The 22,474-nt window shown below is 74.0% G+C and carries 22 protein-coding genes; 14 read left to right on the top strand and 8 right to left on the bottom strand.

Features of this window, described 5'->3' with window-relative positions; translation table 11 throughout:
• Positions 1–67: 67 nt before the first annotated feature.
• Together mscL and GA0070620_RS20765 are read right to left on the bottom strand one after the other, a co-directional pair.
• On the bottom strand, positions 68–529 hold the full coding sequence (mscL, locus tag GA0070620_RS20770; protein WP_091593378.1) for a large conductance mechanosensitive channel protein MscL: 462 nt from the start codon (positions 527–529) through the stop codon (positions 68–70).
• A gap of 39 nt (positions 530–568) precedes the next feature.
• Positions 569–1,246 (bottom strand): FadR/GntR family transcriptional regulator, encoded by a 678-nt coding sequence (locus GA0070620_RS20765; RefSeq protein ID WP_091593377.1) that lies wholly within the window; start codon positions 1,244–1,246, stop codon positions 569–571.
• 50 nt (positions 1,247–1,296) lie between these two features.
• On the opposite strand from GA0070620_RS20765, the gene GA0070620_RS20760 reads away from it, so the two are divergent.
• Positions 1,297–2,580, top strand: a complete 1,284-nt coding sequence (locus GA0070620_RS20760; RefSeq protein ID WP_091593375.1) for an MFS transporter — start codon at positions 1,297–1,299, stop codon at positions 2,578–2,580.
• Between the two features lie 10 nt (positions 2,581–2,590).
• On the opposite strand, the gene GA0070620_RS20755 is transcribed toward GA0070620_RS20760, so the two are convergent.
• Positions 2,591–2,947 carry an STAS domain-containing protein gene (locus GA0070620_RS20755; protein ID WP_091593372.1) on the bottom strand — a complete coding sequence of 119 codons (357 nt, stop codon included), beginning with the start codon at positions 2,945–2,947 and terminating at the stop codon, positions 2,591–2,593.
• Between the two features lie 165 nt (positions 2,948–3,112).
• On the opposite strand from GA0070620_RS20755, the gene GA0070620_RS20750 reads away from it, so the two are divergent.
• Genes GA0070620_RS20750 through GA0070620_RS20725 form a run of 6 tightly spaced genes read left to right on the top strand, consistent with a single transcriptional unit; the run spans position 3,113 to position 8,704 of the window.
• Positions 3,113–3,973, top strand: coding sequence for an STAS domain-containing protein (locus tag GA0070620_RS20750; protein WP_091593370.1), 861 nt, complete (start codon positions 3,113–3,115; stop codon positions 3,971–3,973).
• Positions 3,973–4,389, top strand: coding sequence for an STAS domain-containing protein (locus tag GA0070620_RS20745; protein WP_091593368.1), 417 nt, complete (start codon positions 3,973–3,975; stop codon positions 4,387–4,389). The genes GA0070620_RS20750 and GA0070620_RS20745 overlap by 1 nt, the downstream gene beginning before the upstream one ends.
• Positions 4,386–4,805, top strand: coding sequence for an ATP-binding protein (locus GA0070620_RS20740; RefSeq protein ID WP_091593366.1), 420 nt, complete (start codon positions 4,386–4,388; stop codon positions 4,803–4,805). The genes GA0070620_RS20745 and GA0070620_RS20740 overlap by 4 nt, the downstream gene beginning before the upstream one ends.
• A complete protein-coding gene (locus tag GA0070620_RS20735) occupies positions 4,802–5,809 on the top strand; it encodes a SpoIIE family protein phosphatase (protein ID WP_091599102.1) in 1,008 nt (335 codons plus the stop codon). Before GA0070620_RS20740 ends, GA0070620_RS20735 begins: the two co-directional genes overlap by 4 nt.
• Positions 5,806–7,167, top strand: a complete 1,362-nt coding sequence (locus tag GA0070620_RS20730; protein ID WP_091599099.1) for a sensor histidine kinase — start codon at positions 5,806–5,808, stop codon at positions 7,165–7,167. The genes GA0070620_RS20735 and GA0070620_RS20730 overlap by 4 nt, the downstream gene beginning before the upstream one ends.
• Position 7,168: 1 nt before the next feature.
• Positions 7,169–8,704 (top strand): SpoIIE family protein phosphatase, encoded by a 1,536-nt coding sequence (locus GA0070620_RS20725; RefSeq protein WP_091593363.1) that lies wholly within the window; start codon positions 7,169–7,171, stop codon positions 8,702–8,704.
• Between the two features lie 26 nt (positions 8,705–8,730).
• Here the strand turns inward: GA0070620_RS20725 and GA0070620_RS20720 are convergent, their stop codons facing one another.
• On the bottom strand, positions 8,731–9,546 hold the full coding sequence (locus GA0070620_RS20720; RefSeq protein ID WP_091593361.1) for a helix-turn-helix domain-containing protein: 816 nt from the start codon (positions 9,544–9,546) through the stop codon (positions 8,731–8,733).
• 31 nt (positions 9,547–9,577) lie between these two features.
• On the opposite strand from GA0070620_RS20720, the gene GA0070620_RS20715 reads away from it, so the two are divergent.
• The 6 genes from GA0070620_RS20715 to GA0070620_RS20690 all read left to right on the top strand — a co-directional run bounded on the left by GA0070620_RS20715 (position 9,578) and on the right by GA0070620_RS20690 (position 15,668).
• Positions 9,578–10,150: a TIGR03086 family metal-binding protein gene (locus GA0070620_RS20715; RefSeq protein WP_091593359.1), complete on the top strand. Its 573-nt coding sequence runs from the start codon at positions 9,578–9,580 to the stop codon at positions 10,148–10,150.
• Positions 10,151–10,245: 95 nt separating this feature from the next.
• Complete coding sequence (locus tag GA0070620_RS20710; protein WP_091593357.1) at positions 10,246–10,782, top strand: PadR family transcriptional regulator; 537 nt, start codon at positions 10,246–10,248, stop codon at positions 10,780–10,782.
• Positions 10,779–11,480 carry an ABC transporter ATP-binding protein gene (locus tag GA0070620_RS20705; RefSeq protein ID WP_091593355.1) on the top strand — a complete coding sequence of 234 codons (702 nt, stop codon included), beginning with the start codon at positions 10,779–10,781 and terminating at the stop codon, positions 11,478–11,480. The genes GA0070620_RS20710 and GA0070620_RS20705 overlap by 4 nt, the downstream gene beginning before the upstream one ends.
• Entirely contained in the window at positions 11,477–13,000 is a 1,524-nt protein-coding gene (locus tag GA0070620_RS20700; protein ID WP_091593353.1) for an FtsX-like permease family protein, read from the top strand. Before GA0070620_RS20705 ends, GA0070620_RS20700 begins: the two co-directional genes overlap by 4 nt.
• Before the next feature lie 107 nt (positions 13,001–13,107).
• A complete protein-coding gene (locus GA0070620_RS20695) occupies positions 13,108–13,530 on the top strand; it encodes a hypothetical protein (RefSeq protein ID WP_091593349.1) in 423 nt (140 codons plus the stop codon).
• Complete coding sequence (locus GA0070620_RS20690; RefSeq protein ID WP_231921879.1) at positions 13,527–15,668, top strand: bifunctional polysaccharide deacetylase/glycosyltransferase family 2 protein; 2,142 nt, start codon at positions 13,527–13,529, stop codon at positions 15,666–15,668. Before GA0070620_RS20695 ends, GA0070620_RS20690 begins: the two co-directional genes overlap by 4 nt.
• Positions 15,669–15,764: 96 nt before the next feature.
• On the opposite strand, the gene GA0070620_RS20685 is transcribed toward GA0070620_RS20690, so the two are convergent.
• Positions 15,765–15,944, bottom strand: a complete 180-nt coding sequence (locus GA0070620_RS20685) for a hypothetical protein (RefSeq protein WP_091593347.1) — start codon at positions 15,942–15,944, stop codon at positions 15,765–15,767.
• Between the two features lie 16 nt (positions 15,945–15,960).
• Positions 15,961–18,057 carry a S9 family peptidase gene (locus GA0070620_RS20680; protein WP_091593345.1) on the bottom strand — a complete coding sequence of 699 codons (2,097 nt, stop codon included), beginning with the start codon at positions 18,055–18,057 and terminating at the stop codon, positions 15,961–15,963.
• A gap of 102 nt (positions 18,058–18,159) precedes the next feature.
• Between GA0070620_RS20680 and GA0070620_RS20675 the strand changes: the two genes are divergently transcribed.
• Positions 18,160–19,512: an FAD-binding oxidoreductase gene (locus GA0070620_RS20675; protein WP_091593343.1), complete on the top strand. Its 1,353-nt coding sequence runs from the start codon at positions 18,160–18,162 to the stop codon at positions 19,510–19,512.
• A gap of 60 nt (positions 19,513–19,572) precedes the next feature.
• On the opposite strand, the gene GA0070620_RS20670 is transcribed toward GA0070620_RS20675, so the two are convergent.
• The gene (locus GA0070620_RS20670; RefSeq protein ID WP_091593341.1) at positions 19,573–20,004 is read right to left on the bottom strand and encodes a hypothetical protein; all 432 of its coding nucleotides are present in this window, start codon (positions 20,002–20,004) and stop codon (positions 19,573–19,575) included.
• Positions 20,005–20,258: 254 nt separating this feature from the next.
• The gene (locus GA0070620_RS20665; protein WP_377520721.1) at positions 20,259–22,343 is read right to left on the bottom strand and encodes a SpoIIE family protein phosphatase; all 2,085 of its coding nucleotides are present in this window, start codon (positions 22,341–22,343) and stop codon (positions 20,259–20,261) included.
• Positions 22,344–22,474: the final 131 nt, after the last annotated feature.

Genomic DNA, 22,474 nt, shown 5'->3' with positions numbered 1-22,474 from the left:
GAACACACGTACGAGAATGTGCGGCCCCTGCGGGAATCCCACAGGGGCCGATGTGCGGCTGTCCGGTTCAGCGTTGGACGGGCGTTTCGCCCCGCCGGCCGAGCACGTCGTCGAGCGCGCCGCGCTGCTGGGCCGGCGTCTGGTGGCCGGCCGCGACCAGGGCGTCCCGGATCTCGGTCAGCAGCTTGACCTCCTCGCTGGGCGCCTTCGGCGGCGGCTCCTCGCCGCGCTGCCGGCGCTCGGCCAGCTTGTTCATCGGGAACACCACGAGGAAGTAGAGCACCGCCGCGGTCAGCAGGAACGTGATCAGGGCGTTGAGGAACTCGGCCCACGTGACGAAGTTGCCCTCGCCGATCTTCCACGAGCCCGCGAACTGGTCCTCACCGCCGCCCACGAACTTGATGACCGGCTTCAGGAACGAGTTGGTGAACGCGGTGACCACGCCGGTGAACGCGGCACCGATGACGACACCGACCGCCAGGTCGACGACGTTGCCGCGCATGATGAAGTCTTTGAAGCCCCTGAGCATCCATACTCCCGTGCTGTCCGGTTTTCCGTCCGGCACAACCTATGCCCCGGGAGGGGACTCCAGAAAAGCGGCGGCTTCGATGGCGGCCCGCTCGGGATCACCGGCCCGGATCGCGTCCACCAGTCGGGAGTGGTCGACGTGCCGCTCCGGTGCGTCGCCGATCGCCTGAGCCAGTGTGCTGCGCAGGGCGGCGCCGACCGACGCGTACAGCTCGGCGAGCATCGGGTTGTGCGCGGCGGCCATCACCGCGTCGTGCAGCAGCGCGTCGGCGGCCACGAACTCGTCGACCCGGCCCGCGTCCCAGGCCGCCTCGCGAGCGGCGAGCGCGTCGTCGAGCGCGGCCAGGTCCTCCGGCGTACGCCGTCGCGCGGCGAGCCGGGCGGCCTCCACCTCGAACGCGCGCCGCACCTCGATCACCTCGGCCATCCGGTTGTCGCTGAGCCGACGGGCCACGACCGGGGCGAGTTCGTCGGTCGACACCACGTACGTGCCGGAGCCCTGGCGGCACTCCAGCACGCCCGCGTGCTGGAGCGCCCGGACCGCCTCGCGGACCGTGTTGCGGCCAACCCCGAGCGCGGCGACGAGTTGCGGCTCGGTCGGGATCCGGCCCCCGACCGGCCACTCGCCGCCGAGGATCCGCTCCCTGAGCTGGGTGATCGTCTGCTGGACACGGCGGCCGCGGGGCGGCACCGCCACGGAATCAACCGACGGTGGCACTGGTTACATCACCGGCCCGAAATTCATCCCATGATTGTAGGTTCAACAGCATGACGCCGCCACCGACCGCCGCCACCGTGGAACCGACCCTCGCCACCGTCGCCGGTCCGGCGCCCGGCGCGGGTTCGGCCCCCCGCGCGGTGGGACCGCTGGCCGGCGGCGCGCTGGTGCTGATCGCGATGCTGCTCGTCGCGCTCAACCTGCGCGTGGCGATCACCAGTCTCGGCGCCCTGCTCGACGACGTCCGGGGCGGCCTCGGGCTCTCCGGCACGATGGCCGGCGTCGTGACCACGCTGCCGACGCTGGCGTTCGCCGTCTTCGGGGCGATCACCCCCCGGCTGGTCCGGCGACACTCCCCGGCGCGCCTGCTGGTGGTGGCGATGGCCCTGCTCACCGCGGGCCAGCTCATCCGGGTCGCCGTGGACTCCGCGGCCGTCTTCATCGCCGCCAGCGCCCTCGCCCTGGCCGGGATCGCGGTGGCGAACGTGCTGCTGCCGCTCCTGGTCAAGCAGCACTTCCCGCACCGGGTCGGGCTGGTCACCGGCGCGTACTCGATGGCACTCACCATCGGCGCCTCGGTGGCCGCCGCGACGGCGGTGCCGGTCGCCCACCTGCTCGGCTCCTGGCAGGCCGGGCTGGCCGTCTGGGCCGGGCTGGCCGCGGTGGCCGTACTCCCGTGGGTGCCGCTGGCGCTGCGGGCGCGAGCGGCGCGGCGGACCGCGACCACCACGGCGGCCGGGGCCGACCGGCCGACCGTCCGACCCGCGCGCACCCGGCTCGGGTGGGCGATGGCGATCTACTTCGGGACCCAGTCGCTCGGCGCGTACGCGATCATGGGCTGGCTGGCCCAGCTCTTCCGCGACGCCGGGTTCACGCCACAGACCGCCGGCCTGCTGCTCGCCGGAGGGACCGCGCTGGGTGTGCCGATCGCGTTGCTGATGCCGACCCTCGCCGGCCGGCTGCACTCCCTGCGTGGGCTGATGCTGACGCTCTCCGCCGCGATGGCGCTCGCCTACGTCGGGATGGCGCTCGCGCCGCACGGCGGCGCGCTGCTCTGGGTGCTGCTGCTGGCGATCGGGCAGAGCGCGTTCCCGCTGGCCCTGGCGGTCATCGGGCTACGGGCCCGCACGCACGAGGGGACCGTGGCGCTCTCGGCGTTCACGCAGAGCACCGGGTATCTGATCGGTGGGCTCGGCCCGCTGCTGGTCGGGATCCTCTACGAGGCCACCGGCGGCTGGAACCTGCCGATCGGCTTCCTGCTGGTCGCGCTCGCGGTGCAGACGGCGACGGGCATGGTGATCGCCCGTCCCCGGCACATCGAGGACGAGGGGTGAGCCGAACGGGTCAGGAGGAGGCCGGTGACGGGTCGCCGGCGACGGCCTCGTCCACCGTCGGGTACGTGTGCAGCACCTCGACCAGGCCGCTGACCTCGAGAATGCGCAGCACGCCGCGCTGCGGCGCGGCCAGCCGGACGACCCCGTCGGCCTCGTCGGTGCTGTTCTTGGCGCGGACGAAAACCGACAAGCCGGTCGAGTCGCAGAAAGACAGCTCCGCCAGGTCGAACACGAGGCGGCTGCGGCCCTTGTCGAGCAGGTCGGTGATCTGGTCCTGCAGCTGCGGTGCGGTCGCCATGTCCAGCTCGCCCGCGACCGACACGACGACCACGTCGCCGCGTTGTTCCGTGTGCACCGTCAAGGACATTCGCCAGACCTCCTGTTATCGGAGGAACGGTATCCCACAACCGAGGTGGAACGCAGAACGGGAGCCGGTATCCGGTGGCGACGATCATTCCTTTGCCTCGCGACAAGTAGTTGACCGGTCCCCGGTGATAGAGTCCGGCCGGTCCTGGTCGAGGGGGGTTTGGTAATGGCGTTGAACGCCGAAGAGAGCGGCCGGCTCACCGCCCTGCTGAGTGAGCACGCGGAGCGGATCACGCAGCGCTGGTCGGAGCTCGCCGCGGAGCCCCTGCGCGGCCGGCTGAGCCACGCGGAGCTGCGCCGGCAGTGCCAGGAGCTGCACCGGGCCCTGGTGACCACGGGTGAGCAGGGGCTCCTGGACCTGCACGCCGAGCACGCGGGCGAGCTGCGCGCCGTGCTCGCCGAGCTGTCCCGGGGGCGGGCCCGCCAGGGCTTCTCCGCCACCGAGACGGCGATCAGCGTGTTCGCCCTTAAGGACGTCGTCCTGGAGCTGCTGGAGTCCGCGGGCGGCGAGCGAATGCTCCGCGACTACGTGTCGTTCTCCGCGCTGGTCGACGACATGGGGCTGTTCACCTTCGACTCCTACGTCCGCACCCGCGAGAGTCTGATCGCCGACCAGGCCGAGCAGCTCCTGGAGCTCTCCACCCCGGTGGTCAAGCTCTGGGAGGGAGTCGTCGCCGTGCCGCTGGTCGGCACGCTCGACTCGGCCCGCGCCCAGGTGGTGATGGAGCGGCTGCTGCAGACGCTGGTCGACACCGGCTCGCCGTACGCGATCATCGACATCACCGGTGTGCCGGCGGTGGACACGCAGGTCGCCCAGCACATCCTGAAGACGGTGGTGGCCGCCCGGCTGATGGGCGCCGACTGCATCATCTCCGGCATCCGGCCGCAGATCGCGCAGACGATCGTGGCGCTGGGCATCGAGTTCGGCGACATCGCCACCAAGGCGAGCCTCGCCGACGCGCTGCGGCACGTGCTGCGGCTCTCCGGTGTCGAGACGGCGCGCCGCCAGTCGCGCCGGGAGGCCTGATGGACCGGGTGCCGATCCTCAAGATCGGCGACATCCTGCTGGTCTCCATCCAGGTCGACATGTCCGACCAGACTGCCGTGCAGCTCCAGGAGGACCTGGCCGAGCGGATCGTGGCGACGGGCAGCCACGGCGTGATCATCGACATCACGGCGCTGGACATCGTCGACTCCTTTGTAGGTCGGATGCTGTCCACCATCGCCTCGATCTCGAAGGTGCTGGACGCCGAGACCGTGGTCGTCGGGATGCGTCCGGCGGTCGCGATCACCCTGGTGGAGCTCGGGCTGTCGCTCAACGGCATCCGGACGGCGCTCAACGTCGAGCGGGGCATGGAGCTGGTCGCGGCCGCGCGCGCCGACGAGCACGACCTGGAGGAGCTCGACGACGAGGCGGACGCCGAGACGACGGCATCGCCATGACAGCGGGCCTCGACCTGGGCCACCCGCAGGCGCAGGCGATCCAGAGCGACGAGGACGTCGTCCGCGTACGGCAGCTGGTGCGTACGGTCGCGGTGGCCGTGAAGCTCTCGCTGGTGGACCAGACCAAGCTGGTCACCGCGGCGAGCGAGCTGGCCCGTAACACGCTGGTCTACGGCGGCGGGGGCGCCGTCGAGGTGGTGACCGTCGACAACGGGCGGCGGCGGGGCGTCCGCATCGTGTTCGCCGACGAAGGCCCGGGGATCGCCGACCTCGACCTGGCCCTCACCGACGGCTACACCACCGGGGGTGGCCTTGGTCTCGGCCTCAGCGGTGCGCGCCGTCTCGTCGACGAGTTCGACATCCAGACCGGACCGGGTCTCGGCACCCGGATCACGGTCACCAAGTGGTCCCGATGATCGCGGACGCGGTCGGTGACCGCGGCGTGTGGTTCCGGGTCGAGTCGAGCAGCACCGGCAGCACGGTGCGGCGGGCCGCCGAGCGCCTCGCCGGGGAGTTGGAGCTGGGCGAGGCGGGCACCGCCGACCTGGCCATCGTCGTCGCCGAGTTGACCAGCAACCTCGTCAAGCACGCCGAGGACGGGATGCTGCTGCTGCGCCCGGTGCGCCGTCATCGGGACGCCGGCGTCGAGCTGATCGCCGTGGACTCGGGGCCGGGCATGGCCGACCTGACCCTCTCCTCCCGGGACGGGCACTCCACCGTCGGCACCCTCGGCATCGGCCTCGGTGCCATCGTCCGGCAGGCCAGCTGGTTCGACGGCTACTCGCTGCCTGGCCGGGGCACGGTGCTCACCGTCCAGGTGTGGCCGTCGGGGGCGCCCGAGCCGGATTGGGCGGCTGGGCTGACCCGGCCGATCACCGGCGAGACGGTCAGCGGTGACGGGTTCGCCATCCGGGTCGCCGACGGGCGCCGGCAGGTGTTGACCAGCGACGGGCTGGGCCACGGGCCGCTGGCGTCCGCCGCGAGCGACGCGGCGGTCGCCGCCTTCCACGCGGCTCCGGCCGGGTCGCCCGGCGTGGTGGTCCAGCACCTGCACCGGGCGATGTCGCACACCCGGGGCGCCGCGCTGGCCGTGGCCGAGCTGGACCCGGCGGCGGAGGTCCTGCGCTTCGCCGGGTTGGGCAACATCGCCGCGCACCTCGTGGCACCGGGCGACCGCCGTCGCGGCCTGGTCTCGCTGCCCGGCATCGCCGGGCACCAACGACCGACGATCCGGGAGTACGACTACCCGTTCGAGTCGGACGCCCGGCTGGTGATGCACAGTGACGGGGTGTCCGACCGCTGGCAGCTCGACGACTACCCGGGCCTGGCCGAGCGGTCCCCGCTGGTGATGGCCGCGACCCTGCTGCGGGACGGCGGGGTTCGGCGCGACGACGCGTGCGTGGTGGTGGCGCGGGCATGACGGACACGGCCGACCGCCCACCGCTGCTCCAGATGGCGCTGCGGGTCGAACACGACATCTTCGTGGTGCGGCAGCGGGGCCGTGAGGTCGCCGCGGCGGTCGGGCTGGAGCACCAGGACCAGGTGCGGATCGCCACCGCGCTCAGCGAGGTGGCCCGCGACCTGCTGCGCGCGGTCGGTGGAGCAGACGTCGTCTTCCAGGCCGTCGACGCGCCGGACGGCCGGTGCCACCTCCGGGTCGACCTCGTTCCCGTCGCCCCGATGCCCGCTGACCGGTACGAGCCGCAGTCCGGCGCGGTGGCACGGCTGGTGGACAGTCTGGGCACGGTTCGCGTCGGGCGGGATACGGTCGTGAGGATGTCCCGACGCGTCCCCGTCACCGCGCGGGCGCTGACCCCGGAGCGGCTCGCCGACCTTCGTACGGAACTCGGCCGCAACGCTCCGGGCAGCGCCCTGGACGAGTTGGCGGCGCAGAACGAGCAGCTGATCGCGGCGCTGGACGAGGTGCGCAGCCAGCGGGACGAGCTGGTCGTGCTGAACGAGGAGCTCCAGGAGACCAACCGGGGGGTGCTGGCGCTCTACGGGCAGCTCTCCGAGGAGCTGGAGGAGACCAACCGGGGTGTGGTGGCCCTCTACGCCGAGCTGGACGAGAAGTCGGCCCAGTTGCGGGCGGCGAGCGAGTCGAAGAGCCGCTTCCTGGCCAACGTCAGCCACGAGCTGCGGGCGCCCGTGACCGCCATCATGGGCTTGGGCCGGCTGCTCGCCGACGACGCCTCCGATCCGCTCACCGACGAGCAGGCCCGGCAGGTCGAGCTGATCCGTTCCTCCGCCGCCGACCTGCTGACCCTCGTGAACGAGCTGCTGGACCTGGCGAAGGCCGAGTCGGGGCGGATCGAGCCGGACTGGGCCGAGGTGGACCTCCGGCCGATCTTCGGGCAGCTGCGGGGCACGCTGCGCGCGCTGGCCACCCGCCCCGGTGTGGAGCTGGTGGTGGAGGAGCCGCCGAGTCCGGCCACGCTGCGCACCGACGAGGTGCTGCTCGGTCAGGTGTTGCGCAACCTGGTGCACAACGGGCTCAAGTTCACCGAGCGGGGCGAGGTCCGGCTGCGGGCGACCCGGAGCGACGCGCACTGGTCGCTGGTCGTCTCCGACACCGGCCCCGGCATCCCGCCCGAGCTGCACGAGCGGATCTTCGAGGAGTTCTACCAGGTGCCTGGGGCGACCCGGGTCGGTGGCACCGGTCTCGGCCTGCCGTACGCGCGGCGGCTGGTCACCCTGCTCGGCGGCACGCTGGAGCTGGCGAGCGAGCCCGGCCGGGGCAGCACGTTCACCGTCACCCTGCCCGTGGCCGGAGCCTGACGTGGACGCGCAGTCGACGGTGCTGGTGGTCGACGACAGCCGGACCAAGCGCTACCTCCTGGTCAGCTGGCTGACCCGCGCCGGGTTCCGGGTGCTGGAGGCGGACAACGGCGCCGAGGCGCTGGCCCGGGTCGACATCGAACCGATCGACCTGGTGGTGCTCGACGTCCGGCTGCCCGACCTGAGCGGTTTCGAGGTCTGCGAGCAGATCAAGCAGGCGCACCCTTCGATGCCGGTCATCCACGTGTCCGCCCACGCGGTGGACGTGGTGGACCGCGCGCAGGGGCTGACCCGGGGCGCGGACGCGTACCTCACCGAGCCGATCGAGCCGGAGGAGCTGGTGGCGACCGCGCACGCGGTGCTGCGCTACTACCAGGCCCGGCAGCGGGCCGAGTTCCTCGCCGAGCGCCTGCTCGGGTTGGCCGACACCACCGTGGCGGTGCACACGGCCCCGAACTTCACCCGCCTGTTGACGGAGGCGGCGGCCGGCGCCGCGGAGATCTTCAAGAGTCCGGCGGCCGTGGTGGCGGAGACCTTCGACGGCGACTGCCTGGCCGGGATCGCCGCCGGCCCGGGGCGGGAAGCCGGCATCGTGCCGTGGGTCGTCGACGACACGGGCGTGCCGATCGGCGCCACGGTGCGGGTCGCCGACCCGGGCGAGTGGGCGTTGCTCGACTGGCCGGCCGACGACACGGTGACCGTGGCAGCCGCCCGGCTGCGTGACGACCGCGCACCGCTCTACGTCGTGGTGCCCACCAGCACGCAGACCGAGCGGACCCCGGTGCTGGTGCAGTTGGCCCAGGCGGTCGCGGCGGCGGTGGAGGCCCAGCGCTCCTTCGACGAGGAGCACCGCATCGCCGTCACCCTCCAGCGCAGCCTGCTGCCGCGCCGGATCCCGCAGATCAACGGCCTGGACCTGGCGGTGCGCTACGAGCCGGCCAGCGCGCAGACCGAGGTGGGCGGGGACTTCTACGAACTGGTGATGCTCGACGGCCACCTGCTGCTGGCGATCGGGGACGTGGCCGGGCACTCGCTGCACGCGGCGACGGTGATGGCCGAGCTGCGGCACGCGGTCCGGGCGTACGCGGTGGAGGGGCACCAGCCCGGGGCGATCCTGCACCGGGTCAACGAGCTGATGCGGACGCTGCTCCCGACCGAGCTGGCGACGCTCTGCGTGCTGCTGCTGCACCCGCCGAGCGGCCGGGTGCGGATGGCCAGCGCCGGTCACCTGCCGCCGCTGCTCAATGTGGACGGCAAGGTCGAGTTCGTGCAGCACTCGGCGCCGCTGCTCGGCGTACGGGCCGAGCGCCCGGAGGATCTGGAGTTCGTGCTCCCGCCCGGCGCGACGCTGGTCTTCTACACCGACGGTCTGATCGAGCGGCGGGACGCGACGATCGACGACGGGCTCGCCGCGCTGGCCGGGGTCGCCGGGCACGTCGACGACGACCTGGACCGGTTCTGCGAGCGGCTGCTGGTGGAGCTGGCCCCGCCGGAGATCCAGGACGACGTCGCGGTGGTCGCCCTGCGCCGCCGCTGAACCGGCCCGCGCCCGGCGCGTCGGGGTCAGCCGAGTGAGCGGGCGTACGCCGCGGGCGAGGTGCCGGTGACGGCGGTGAACTCCCGGATCAGGTGCGCCTGGTCGCTGTAGCCCAGGTCGACGGCGAGGGTCGCCCAGTCCGGTGGCGGGCCCTCGGCGGCCTGCTCGATCGCCTCCTGCAACCGGTAGCGCCGGATCACCCACTTCGGGCCGACGCCCACCCGGTCGAGGAAGAGGCGTTGCAGCCGGCGGGTGGACAGTCCGTGCCGGCGGGCGAAGGCGTCCACCCGCAGCACCGTCCGATCCGCACGGATCTCCTCCACCAGCCGGATCACCTCGTCGGTCACCGGGTCCGGCTCGGGCGCCCAGCCGGTGAGCAGGTCGTCCAGGGCGCGGCGGCGCTCGGTGTCCGTACCGTCGCAGATGCCGCCGTGGTGCGCGGCGGCCGGCGGCCACGACGCGGCGAGGTCGGTGAGTGGCCGGCGGTGGCCGGTCAGCTCGGCGACCGGCCGGCGCCAGAACGGCCGGAAGCCGCCGGGCCGGAACTGCACCCCGCAGACCCGGCCCCGACCGGACAGGGTGATGGTGAACAGTTCCCGCCCGACGCCGGCCACCTCACCGGTCTCGCGACCGTCGCCGTCGCGCTGGAACACCAGGTTGACCGCCGGGTGCGGCACCACGTGCTGGGTGAAGGGTTCGCGCAGGTCCCAGTCGATCAGCCAGTAGTGCTCGACGTAGCGGCGTAGCGGCGCGGCGGGCAGGTGGCGCCGGAAGTGGACCTGACGCAACATCCGGCTCGGGTCGAGGATGCCCCGACTGTCACCGCGCGGCTGCTGTCGCATTTTTCCAAGACCACCCTCATACGCTGGCCCTATGGCCACTCAGACTAGCGATCTGCTCGCGGCCGCGGCGCCGCGTACGGTCGCGGTGGTGCGCGGCATCGCCGACGACCAGTTGGACCTGCCGACGCCGTGCCGGGACTACGCGGTACGCGACCTGCTCAACCACCTCTTCGAGGTGGTGGTCAACTTCCAGGAACTGGCGGCCCGGCGCCCGGTCGACTGGGCGGACAAGCCGGACTTCCTCGCGGAGGGCTGGCGGGACCGCTTCGAGGCGGAGACCGGCCGGTTGATCGCGGCCTGGTCCGACCCGGCGAGCCAGGAGGGCGTCTCGCCCGGGATGGGCATGCCGCAGACCACGGTCGGCGGGATGGCGCTGCTGGACCTGACCGTGCACGGCTGGGACCTCGCCACGGCGACCGGCCAGGAGTACGCGCCCGCCCCGGAGGCGACCCTCGCGCTGCACGAGCTGGCCGAGCAGCTCGGCCCGACGGCCCGGAAGATGGGCGTCTTCGCGGAGCCGGTGCCGACCGGTGCCACCGTTTCCGACCTGCACCGCCTGCTCGGCCTGACCGGCCGCGACCCGGCCTGGGCCGCCACCCGCTGACATCCGCGTCGATCACCCCCGGGGGGACGGGCCCGGGGGCGATCGACGTGTGTGCCTGCTTGACTCCGGCTATTCACCGGGTGAATAGTGGCGGGGTGTCCACACCGCACGTCCTGCTCGGTCTGCTCGCCACGGGCAGCAAGCACGGCTACGAGCTCAAGCGGGCACACGACGAACGGCTCCCCCGGGCCCGGCCACTGGCCTTCGGGCAGGTCTACGCCACGCTCGGCCGGCTGCAACGGGACGGGTTGGTGGCCGCCACCGGGCAGGACCGCGACGCCGGCCCGGACCGGACGACCTACGCGCTGACCGGTGACGGGCACGCGGCACTCGACCGCTGGCTGTCCACCGTCGAGCCACCCATGCCGTACGTGGCGAGCACGCTCTTCGCCAAGGTGGTCGTGGCGCTGCTCGTCGCCGACGCGGACCGGGCCCGGTCCTACCTGATCGACCAGCGCCGCGCGCACACCGCACGACTGCGCGAGCTGACCGCGCTCAAGACCGACCCGGCGGCCCGGCTCGACGACGTCGTCGCGGCCGACTTCGCCATCGCACACCTCGACGCCGACCTGCGGTGGCTGCACACCACTCTGGACCGGGTCGCCGACTGGCACCGGGAGGTGCACGCATGACCGAACTCCAGGCGCGTGGCGTGGTCAAGGCGTACGGGCGGACGCCCGCGCTGCGCGGCGTCACGCTCGACGTCGCCGAGGGGGAGATCGTCGCCGTCACCGGGCCGAGCGGCTGCGGCAAGTCCACCCTGCTGCACTGCCTCGCCGGGATCCTGCGCCCGGACGCAGGCGAGGTCCTCTGGCAGGGCCGGCGGATCGACGGCTGGTCCGAGGCGACCCGGTCCCGGCTGCGTCGCACCGAGTTCGGAGTGCTGTTCCAGTTCGGTCAGCTCGTCGCCGAGCTCACCGCGGCGGAGAACGTCGCGCTTCCGCTGCTTCTCGCCGGCACGGGGCGGCGAGAGGCGCGGACCGCGGCGCTGACCTGGCTGGAGCGGTTCGGTGTCGCCGACGTTGCCGACGTGCGTCCGGGGGAGATGTCCGGCGGCCAGCAACAGCGGTGCGCCACCGCCCGGGCGCTGGTGACCGAGCCCCGGGTGCTCTTCGCCGACGAGCCGACCGGCGCGCTGGACACGCTCACCGGCGAGCAGGTGCTGGGCGCGCTGGTCCGGCTCGCCCGGGAGCAGCGCACCGCGATCGTCCTGGTGACCCACGAGCCGCGGATCGCCGCGTACGCCGATCGGGAGGTGGTCCTCCGCGACGGGATGGTCGACCACACCGGGCTGGGCCTGGACACGCCGCTCGCCGGCGGCCACCGGTGAGGCCCGGCACCCTGCTCCGGCTGGCCCTGGCCGGCACCCGCACCGACACGGCCCGGGTGCTGCTCACCGCGCTGAGCGCCGCGCTCGCCGCGGCGGCGGCGCTGGCCGCGCTGACCGTGCTCGCCATTCCGGAGCCGGTCGGTGACCCCTACGCCGAGGCCGAGCAGTACCGCAACGCGTTGCTGCGCGAGCCGGGCCTGCGCGGCGGCACCGCGTTCGCCCTGCTGCTGCTCATGATCCCGGTGCTGGCGCTGGCCGGGCAGTGCGCCCGGCTCGGCGCGCCGGCCCGCGACCGGCGGTTGGCCGCGCTGCGGCTCGCCGGTGCCACCCCGGGCCAGGTCAGTCGGCTCGCGGTGCTGGAGACCGGGGTGGCCAGCCTCCTCGGCACCCTCGCCGCCCTGGGGATCCACCTGGGCGGCCGGGTGCTGCTGGGCCGGCCCGACGCCCGGGGTCGACTGGCCCTCCCCACCGACGTGCTGCCGGCACCGGGCGCGCTGGCGGCCGTCGTTCTCGGGCTGCCGGTGGTGGCCGCGCTCGCCACCGCGGTGCTCCTGCGCCGGGTCACCACCAGCCCGCTCGGGGTCACCCGCCGGGTCAACCGGGAGCGGGGGCCACGGCCGTGGTCGGCGGTCCTCATCGCGACCGGGCTGGCCGCGTTCGCGTTCGGCGGGCTGACCCTGCGCTCGTTCGACGACGCCACCGACCCCCCGGTCGGGCTCCTGCTGGGCCTCTTCGCCGGTGGTGGGCTGGTGGCGATGGCCGGCGTGGTGACCGGCACCGGCTGGATCTCCTACAGCGTCGGCCGACTGCTGCACAGGCACGCCCGGCGCCCCGCCGCGCTGCTCGCCGCCGGACGGTTGATGGCCGACCCGTGGGCCGGCAGCCGGACCTTCGCCGCGCTCCTGGCCGCCGTGATCTTCGGGGCCGGAGCGGCCGGGCTGCGGGCGTACTTCGTCACGCAGGACGAGATCGAACGCCGGCAGAACCGCCTCGTCGGGATCGACGAGGGGGCCAACCCCTTCTACCTGTCCACCATGAATCTGGTCGACCTCGCGGTGGCCGTCGCGGTGGGCATCGCCGCGGCGGGCCTGCTGGTCGCCGTGGTCGAGGGCATCGTCGCGCGCCGCCGGGCGTACGCCGCGCTGGTGGCGACCGGTGTTCCCCGGGGCACCCTGGCCCGGTCGATCGTCTGGCAGTCGGTGCTGCCCGCGGTCCCCGCGATCGCGCTGGCGTTGGGGGTCGGCCTGTTCCTGGCCCGGGGCGTCTTCGCCGGCGCCACCCGGGGCTCCTCCTCGTACGAGGTCTGCGAGGCCAGCGCCGACATCTGCGCCGACGCGGTGGCCCGCCAGCAGCACACCCGCATCGTGCACACGCCGGAGGTGCGGGTCACGCCGGACGTGCCGCTGGAGCATCTGGCGCTGCTCGGGGCCGGCGCGCTGGCCGCGGTGCTGGTCACCGTGGGGATCGGCCTGCTCTTCCTGCGGGCGAGCACCGCGACCGAGGAGCTTAGGACGACCTGAAGCCTGTAACGCCCCCACCCGTCGGGGCGCTGTCTCTGCCGGAGGCCCGGCGGTCGGGCCCACGCCGGGCCGCGCGGCCGGCGGCCGTGGCGGCGGGAGACCAGCAGATGCACAACCAACCCGGTGGGAGCCCGCCGGTGTTCGTCGACCGCACCGGCCGGCGTCGCCGCCTCGCCGTGATCGCCGGCACCGCGATGGGGCTGGGTCTCCTCACCAGCTTCGCGCTGATCCTCGCCGGTCTCTTCTTCGACTCCCCGGTGCCGCTGCCCGGCTGGTCCGACGACCGGCCCGCGCAGCCCATCGAGGCGGGCCTCGACGGGCGGGAGGGCAGCGGCGAGGCGCCCTCCGGGCTGCCGTCACCGGCCACCCGCACGTCCGCCCCGGTGGCCGGCGGCTCCCCGACGGCCGTCCCGTCGGCCGTCCGACCCGCGCCGGCCACCGCCCGCCCGTACGGGACGGACCAGCCGGGCCTGGGTGACGAACGGCGCAACACGGCGAAGCCCAGCAAGTCGCCGGGCAAGCCGAAGTGACACCGCCACGGCACGTCGCGCGACGCGATCCCCGGGCCCACTGGCTCCTGCTCCTGCTCGGTCTCGTGCTGCTGCTCGCAGCGCTCACCCTGCACGGCCTGGTGAGCGGGCTGGGCGGCGGCTCCGGCCCGGCAGCCACCGCCGGAACCAGCGGCCAGCACCTCACCGGTGTCCCGGAGGCCGTCGCCGCCGGTGGGCCGGTGCTCCGGCTCGACGGGCCCGACCCGGTCAGCCGGACGATGCCCGACCGGACGATCGCACTCACCTTCGACGACGGGCCGGACCCACGCTGGACCCCGCAGGTGCTCGACGTGCTGCGCCGCCACCACGCCCACGCCACGTTCTTCGTGGTCGGGGCCCGGGTCAACGAGCACCCCGAGCTGGTGCGGCGGATCCTCGCCGAGGGGCACGAGATCGGCTCGCACACCTTCACCCACGCCGACCTCGCCAGCCTCCCCGGCTGGCGGCGTGACCTCGAACTCTCGCTGACCCGCAAGTCGGTCGCCGGAGCGACCGGGCGGGAGGTCACCCTGTTCCGCCCACCCTTCTCGTCGCTGCCGTCCGAGCTGAGTGCTGCCGACTATGACGCGCTGCGCGGCGCGGCCGGCAGCGGTCACATCGCCGTGCTCGCCGACCGCGACACCCGGGACTGGGAGCGCCCCGGCGTCGATCGGATCGTCGCGGCGGCCACCCCGGCGCGCGGCGGGGGCGCGGTGGTGCTGATGCACGACGGCGGCGGCGACCGCGCGCAGACGGTCACGGCGCTGGACCAACTGCTGGCGAAGCTCACCCGGGACGGGTACGCCTTCACCACCGTCTCGACCGGTGTCGGCGCGCCGGAGTCCGTGTTGCCGGCGAGCACCGGCAGCCGGCTCAGCGGCACCGCGCTGCGCTGGGCCCAGCTCGGCGCGGGCTGGGTGGCCGGCGCCATGAACCTGCTGCTCGGCGTTGCGCTGGTGCTCGGCGTCGCCCGCCTGGCGGTACAGGTGGTCTGCGCCCGACGACATGTCCGCCGCGTCCGCCGACCCGACACCCACCGGCCCGTGGTGCGCGCCCCGGTCTCGGTGATCGTGCCCGCGTACAACGAGGCGGCGAACATCGCGGCGACCGTCCGGTCCCTGGTGGCCAGCGCGTACCCGGCGATCGAGGTGATCGTGGTGGACGACGGGTCCACCGACGGCACCGCCGACATCGTCGAGCGGATGCGCCTACGCGGCGTCCGCGTCATCCGACAGGCGAACGCCGGCAAACCGGCCGCCCTGAACACCGGCATCCGGGCCGCCCGCGCGAACCTGCTGGTGCTGGTGGACGGCGACACGGTGTTCCAGCCGGACACCGTCCACCGGCTCGTACAGGGCTTCGCCGACCCGACCGTGGGCGCGATCTCCGGCAACACGAAGGTGGCCAACCGGCGGCGACTGCTCGGCCGCTGGCAGCACCTGGAGTACGTCATCGGCTTCAACCTCGACCGCCGCATGTACGACGTGCTGGAGTGCATGCCGACGATTCCCGGCGCGATCGGCGCGTTCCGCCGCGAGGTGCTGCTCGACGTCGGCGGGGTGCCGGGGGACACCCTGGCCGAGGACACCGACCTCACCATGCGGGTGCTCCGGGCCGGCTGGCGCGTGGTGTACGAGGAGTCGGCGATCGCCTGGACCGAGGCGCCGTCCTCGCTGCGGCAACTGTGGCGGCAGCGCTACCGCTGGTGCTACGGGACCATGCAGGCGATGTGGAAGCACCGGCACGCGCTGCGCGAGACGGGCGCCGGCGGCAAACTGGGTCGGCGCGGCCTGCCGTACCTCACGGTGTTCCAGATCGTCCTGCCGCTCACCGCGCCGGCGGTCGACGTGTTCGCCGTCTACGGGCTGCTCTTCCTGCCCTGGTCGACGCTCGTCCTCGGATGGCTCGGGCTGCTGCTGCTCCAGGTGTTCACGGCCGGCTACGCGCTGCGCCTGGACCGGGAACGGCCCGGCCCGCTGTGGACGTTGCCGCTCCAACAGCTCGTCTACCGGCAGGTGATGTACCTGGTGGTGGTCCAGTCGGTGGTCACCGCGCTGATCGGTAACCGGCTGCGCTGGCACCGGATGGTCCGCACCGGCGAGGCGGCGGCCCTGGCCACCGCGGGCCGCGCCGGCTGACGCCCGGTGCGTCCCCTGGTCACCGCGGGCGCGCCGGGCGGTCCAGCGCGCGCCCACACCGGCGGCTCGCCGAGCGCCGGTCAGCAGTTCGCCGGGTCAACCGGCGCCCAGCAGCCCACCGGCCCAGGAGATCGTCAGGCCGACGGCGACCGAGCAGCAGCACACCAGCACCGCGGCGACGATCCCGAGGATCGCCCACACCCGCCGGTCCCGCGCGACCACGCGCAGGCTCGGCCGGCCGGTCGGCTCCTCGGGCTCGCCGTCGTCGGTGGTCACCGTGCCCGCGCCCCGGTCAGGCCCGGCCGAGGCGGTCGAGGATCCAGGCGTTGATGAACGCCTCCTCACGCCACGAGTCGTACCGGCCGCTGGGGCCGCCGTGGCCCGCGCCCATCTCGGTCTTCAACAGGTAGTCGCCCTGCGGTGCGGTGGCCCGCAGCCGCGCGACCCACTTGGCCGGCTCGTGGTAGAGCACCCGGGTGTCGTTCAGGCTGGTCACCGCGAGGATCGCCGGGTAGTCCACCGCCCGCACGTTCTCGTACGGCGTGTAGGACTTCATGTACGCGTAGACCTCGGGGTCGTCGAGCGGGTTGCCCCACTCCTCCCACTCGGTCACCGTCAGCGGCAGCGACGGATCGAGGATCGAGGTGAGCGCGTCCACGAACGGCACCTGCGCCACGATCCCGGCGAAGGCGTCGGGCGCCAGGTTGGCGACCGCGCCCATCAGCAGCCCGCCGGCCGACGCGCCCCGGGCCACCAGCCGGTCGCTGGCCGTCCAGCCCGCCTTGACCAGGTGTCGGGCGCAGGCCACGAAGTCGGTGAAGGTGTTCTTCTTGGCCAGCAGCTTGCCCTGGTCGTACCAGCGCCGACCCAGCTCGCCGCCGCCCCGGATGTGCGCCACCGCGAAGATGACGCCACGGTCCAGCAGGGAGAGTCGGGCCACCGAGAACCACGGGTCCATGCTGGCCTCGTACGAGCCGTAGCCGTAGATCTCGCAGGGGGCCGAGCCGTCCTGCGGGGTGCCCTTGCGGAAGACGAGCGAGATCGGCACCCGGGTGCCGTCGTCGGCGAGCGCCCAGTCGCGGTGCTGCTCGTAGTCGTCCGGGTCGTACGGGCGGCCGTCCGGCCCGGGCAGCACCGGCTTCCGCTTGCGCAGCACCATCTGCCGGGTCACCAGGTCGTAGTCGTAGATCGAGTCCGGGGTGACCAGCGAGGCGTAACGCAGCCGGATCTGCCCGGTCCGGTACTCCGGGTTGGCGTCCAGGCCCACGCTGTAGAGCGGCTCGGGGAAGTCGATGTCGTACGCGTCGCCACCGCCGATCGGCAGCACCCGCAGCCCGGTGAGCCCGTCGGTTCGCAGCGAGACGACCAGGTGGTCGGCGAACGCGTCGACCGCCTCCAGCCGGGTGCCCGGGGTGTGCGGGATCAGGGGCACCCAGTCGCCGGGTGCGTCCGCCGACGTGTACGCGAGCGCGAAGTCCTCGGCCTCGTCGTTGTGCAGGATGAGGAAGCGGTGACCGTGGTGCTCCACCGCGTACTCGACGCCCTGCCGCCGGGGCGCGATCACCGCGGGCGCGCCGGTCGGGTTGCCGGCCGGGATGACCAGCACCTCGCTGGTGATCTTGCTGTGGATGTCGATCAGGATGAACTTCTCCGAGCGGGTCAGCTCGACGCCCACCCAGAACCGCTCGTCGTCCTCCTGGTGGACCACCACGTCGTCGGCCGCGGCGGAGCCGATGGTGTGCCGCCACACCCGGTTGGGCCGCCAGGCCTCGTCGACGGTCACGTAGAACAGCACCGAGGCGTCGCTCGACCAGGCGGTGCCGTAGAACGTGTCGGGCACCTCGTCGGGCAGCAGCTCGCCGGTGCTGAGGTCCTTGACCCGCAGGGTGAACCGCTCGTCCCCGGAGAAGTCCGTCGAGTAGGCCAGCCAGCGTCCGTCGGGGCTCACGTCGAACGCGCCGAGGGAGAAGAAGTCGTGCCCCTCGGCCAGCAGGTTGCCGTCGAGCAGCACCTCCTCGCCGTCCAGCGGGGCGCCGTCGGCACTGACCGGCGGCTCGGTCTCGCCGTCGCGGACCGCGCGCCGGCAGTGCACGCCGTACTGCTGCCCCTCGACGGTCCGGGTGTAGTACCAGTAGCCGTCCTTGCGGGTCGGCACCGACAGGTCGGTCTCCTGGGTGCGCCGACGGGTCTCCTCGAACAGCTCGGTGCGCAGCGCCGCCAGGTGGGCCGTGCGGGCCTCGGTGTAGGCGTTCTCGGCGGTCAGGTAGGCGATCGTCTCCGGGTCGTCCTTGGCCGCCAGCCAGGCGTACTCGTCGACGACGGTGTCGCCGTGGTGGATCCGCTCGCTCGGCACCCGCTTGGCGGCGGGCGGGGAAGTCTCGGTGGTCACGGCGCCACGTTACCGGCCGGAAGCCGCGTGCCGCCCGGTGCGCGCGGGCCCGATCAGGGTAATCGGCACCACCGTCGTTCGAACATATGTACGATGGCAGCCATGGCGGCTGCAGCGAGTTCCATCGACCGGTCCGGTGCCCTCGAGATAACCCAGCGGTTGACGGAGATCTGCGGACCGCCCTTCGCCCGGTTCGCCGGCCCGGCCGACGAGGTCGCCGGGCGCGCCGCCCGCTGGGTGGCGGTGCCCGGCGCGCCGGCCGCCGCCGCGCGGGTGCTCCGGCTCGCGGCCGCCCACGGTCTCACGGTGGTGCCGCGCGGCGCCGGCACGAAAATCGACTGGGGTGCCGTCCCGGAGCACGTCGACATCCTGCTCGACACCGGCCGGCTGGCCGGCATCGGGCACGAGACGGTGGGCGCGCCGACGGCCGAGGTCGGCGCGGGCACGCCGCTGCGGGCGGTGCAGGCGACGCTGGAACGCACCGGCCAGCGGCTGGCGGTCGACGCGCCGTCGCCGGGCGCGACGCTGGGTGGCGTGCTCGCCGCGGGCGAGGCCGGCCCGCTGCGGCACCGGCACGGCAGCCCCTGCGACCAACTGGTCGGCGTCCGCTACCTGACCGCTGACGGGGAGCTGGTCAACGCCGGCGGCGGCGCCCCCGGGCTCGACCTGGCCCGGCTGCTGTGCGGCTCGCAGGGTGGGCTCGGTGTGCTGGTCTCGGCCACCCTGCGGGTGCAGCCGGTGCCGGCGAGCCGGTTGTGGATCTCCCGTCCGGTGTGGACCCCGCTCGAGGTCAACGACCTGGTGCGCGCCATCCTCGCCGCGCGTCTCGACCCGGCGGCGGTCGAGCTGGACCTCACCCCCACCCGCCCCCACCGGCTGCCCCGCCCCGACGACCCGTCCGCCGCGGCCCGCGCCCGCCACCCGTCGATGGCCGGCCGGGCGCACGTTCCGGCCCGGGCCGGCAGCCTCGTCGTGCTGCTGGAGGGCGGTCCGGCCGACACGGTCGAACGGGCCGAACGCCTGGTGGCGCTCCTGGACGGTCACGCAACCGTCACCCACTCCCCACCGACGTGGTGGCGGCGCTACCCGTTCGCCCCGGGCGACACCGCACTGCGGATCGAGGTGCCGATCACCGACCTGCACGCGGCGGTCTACGCCCTGCGCGACGCGGCCGGTGCCCCGGTGCCCGTCCGTGGTTCCGCCGGGCTGGGCGTGGTGCACGCCGCGCTGCCCGGGTCGCTCCCGGCCGAGCGGGTGGCCTCCATCCTGGCCGCCGTGCGCGGGGTGCTGCTGGCCCGCAAGGGCCGGTGCGTGGTGCTCGCTGCGCCGCCGCAGGTACGCCGGGCGGTCGACCTGTGGGGCGAGCTGACCACCGTGCCCCGGCTGCGCGCGGCCAAGGAGCACCTCGACCCACACCACCGGCTCGCCCCCGGCCGTCTGCCCGGCGGCCTCTGACTCGGCAGGCCCCTGGGGCGTCGCGGCAACCTCGCCGCGACGTGGCTGTGGGTGGGTCGCTCAGTCCAGCCACCAGCGGTGCATGTCGGCGCCGGCCGGTGTGAACCGGGCCAGCAAAAGGAGCACGGCGGTGCCGGCGCCCACCAGGAGGAGGGCCCGGATGCGCCGGGACAGGCGGTCGCCGTCGCGGGCGGCCACCGCCGCGGCGTAGATCGCCATCGGCACGGCGAGCAGGCCGCCCGTCAGATAGAGGACGGTGACGACGCCGTAGAGCCAGAAGAACGGGTTCGCGGCATGCATGCCGAACGGGACGAGGTCCTTCGGGTCGTACGCCCCGGTGAGCATCTCGGCGGGGCCGACGCGGGCGGTCAGCATCCGCCCGACGTAGAGCGCCGCGACCACGATGAAGGCGGCGATGACCGCGAGTTGGGTGACCAGGACGGTGCGGACCAGCCGTGGCGGGTCGGCGGCCGCATCCACGGTGGTCGACATGCGGCTCACCCTACCGCTCGGCGTCATTACCGCACCATGATCGACTCGGCTTCCCGGAAGTCGGGGTGTCGGACTCACCCGGACACCGCGACATCAGGAAAGCCGAGCCGATCAAGCGGCGTGGGCCGGTGGTCGAGCGGTTCGGGCCGGTGGTCGAGCCGCGCGGGGTGGTCGAGCCGGGCGGGGTGGTGGTCGGGCCGGGCGGGGTGGTCGAGCCGGGCGGGGTGGTGGCGGGTGGTGCGGAATGTGGCCGGTCAGGTGGCGTCGTTGCGGACGACCAGGATCGCGATGTCGTCGCGGGGCGGCTCGGCCGAGAAGCCGATCGCGGTGGACCGTAGCCGCGCGGCGACCACGTCCGCCGAGTAGCCGGCCAGCGGCGTAGCGGCCGCACGCAGCCGGTCGGTGCCGAAGAGCTCACGCCCCCGGCGCCGCTCGGTGACCCCGTCGGTGTAGAACACCAGCGCGTCACCGGGCGCCAGCCGCACGTCGGCGGTGGGGGTGGCGATCGTGTCGAGCAGGCCGAGGGCCGTGCCCCCGGCGCCGACGAACGCGCCACCGCCGGCACCACGCAGCAGCACCGGCCGGTCGTGCCCGGCCAGGTGCAGCGAGACGTTCAGCCGGCCGCCGGCGCCGGGAGCGACCGCGGCCAGGGCCAGCGTGCAGTACCGGCCGCTGCCCCGCTCCACCAGCGTCTCGTTGAGCCGGGTGAGCACCTCGGGCAGTGGCTTGCCGTCGCCGGCCAGCACCCGGATCACGTCCCGGACCAGCCCGGTGACCGCGGCGGCCTGCACACCCTTGCCGGAGACGTCCCCGATCACCACCAGCCACCGCCCGTCGGGCAGGGCCAGCACGTCGTAGAAGTCACCGCCGACGTCGGCGTCGCCGCCGGTCGGGACGTACTCGGCGGCGAAGCCGATCCCGTCGACCACCGGCAGCACCGGCGGCAGCAGCGACTGCTGGAGCGTCTGGGCCACCCGGCGGCGCTCGGCGTGGATGCGGGCGTTCTCGATCGCCAGCGCGGCCCGCCGGGCCACGTCCTCCAGCACCGCGACCTCGTCGGGATCGTGCCGGTGCCGCTGGTGCCGACCGACCGCCAGGGTGCCGAGGCGCTGGCCCCGGGCGATCAGCGGCACCGCGAAGCCCTCCATCGGCCCGCCGAGCGGCACCTGCGCCGCGCTGCGGGACGCCTCCCGCAGCCGCGCCTGGACCGAGTCCGGGCCGGTCTCGGCGAGCACCTTGTGCAGCTGCGGCAGGACCGACTCGTCGGCGTGGCTGGCGGCCGCGAGGCGTAGCCGGCCCCACTCGTCGGTCGTGTGCACGGCGCACCACTGCCCCAGCCGGGGCACCACCAGCTGGGGGATGAGCGCCATGGTGAGTTCGACGTCCAGCGACTGGGCGAGCAGCTCGCTCGCCTCGGCCAGGAACGTCAGCCAGGCCTGCCGGCGGACGTCCGCCCGGCGCAGCCGGTCGTTCTCCAGGTGCAGGGAGAGCCGCTCGGCCGTGAGAACGGCCAGCGGCCGGGCGTACGCGGACGGCGCCGCGTCCAGCTCCAGCTCGCCGGCGTACGGCCGGTGCACGGTCAGCGGCACCCGCAGCAGCTCGTTGCCCGCCCGGGGTTGCCGGCCGAAGCGGGCCAACACCTGCGGCCCGTTGCCGTCGCCCCGGTCCAGCCGGATCACCCCACCGGCCGCACCGACCATCTCGGCGACCCGGGTGAGCAGGCCGGTGGCGAAGTCGGGCAGCGGGTCGTCCGCGTACGGGTCGGGGCTGATCTGCATCAGCTCGCTCATCGCGCCGGCGCTCGGCGCGGAGCTGGCGGCCTCCGCGGCGCCCCCCTCCGGACCGGCGCCGGGTGTGCTCCGCACCCGGGCGACGCCCTCGGGCTCGGCGGCGGTGGCACCCGAGCGGTCCAGCCGGAACCAGACCCCCTTGCCGGTGGGCAGGTATGTCGTGCCCCAGCGGCTGGCGAAGTGGTCCACCAGCAGCAGCCCGCGACCCCGCTCGGCCACCTCGGTGATTTCGCTGGTCTCGTTGCGGACCCCGACGATCAGCTCCTCGGTGGGACCGGAGGCGAAGTCGGAGACGGTCACCGTGAGCCCGAGATCGTCCGCGACGACCTCGATGTCCAGTTCGGTGCGGGCGTGTTCCACGGCGTTGGTGCTGAGTTCGGTGGTGAGCAGAAGTGCCTCGTTGAGCAGTTCGTCCAGGTCCGCCTCGGCCAGCACCGAGCGGACGAGGGCGCGTGCCGCCGCGGGCGTACGCCGGTCGGCGGGAAGGCGGACGCGCCGGACGTGCCCGTCCGGGCCGCCGGCCGACGCGGGCCTCGTCTCCGCCGACACCCTCGTATCCTCCATCGCCGCCCCGCCGGGTGCCAAGCCGCCCCGGCCGGCTTGTCCCCGCCGTGCGGGTTCGGCGGGCGTGGCGAGCGGTCGCGCGTACCTGGCGTGCGGCGTCGGCGCGGGCACAATAT

Origin of the sequence: Micromonospora krabiensis (genome assembly GCF_900091425.1) — a bacterium.
Classification (GTDB): Bacteria; Actinomycetota; Actinomycetes; order Mycobacteriales; family Micromonosporaceae; genus Micromonospora; species Micromonospora krabiensis.
This window is presented reverse-complemented; position numbering and strand designations above follow the sequence as displayed.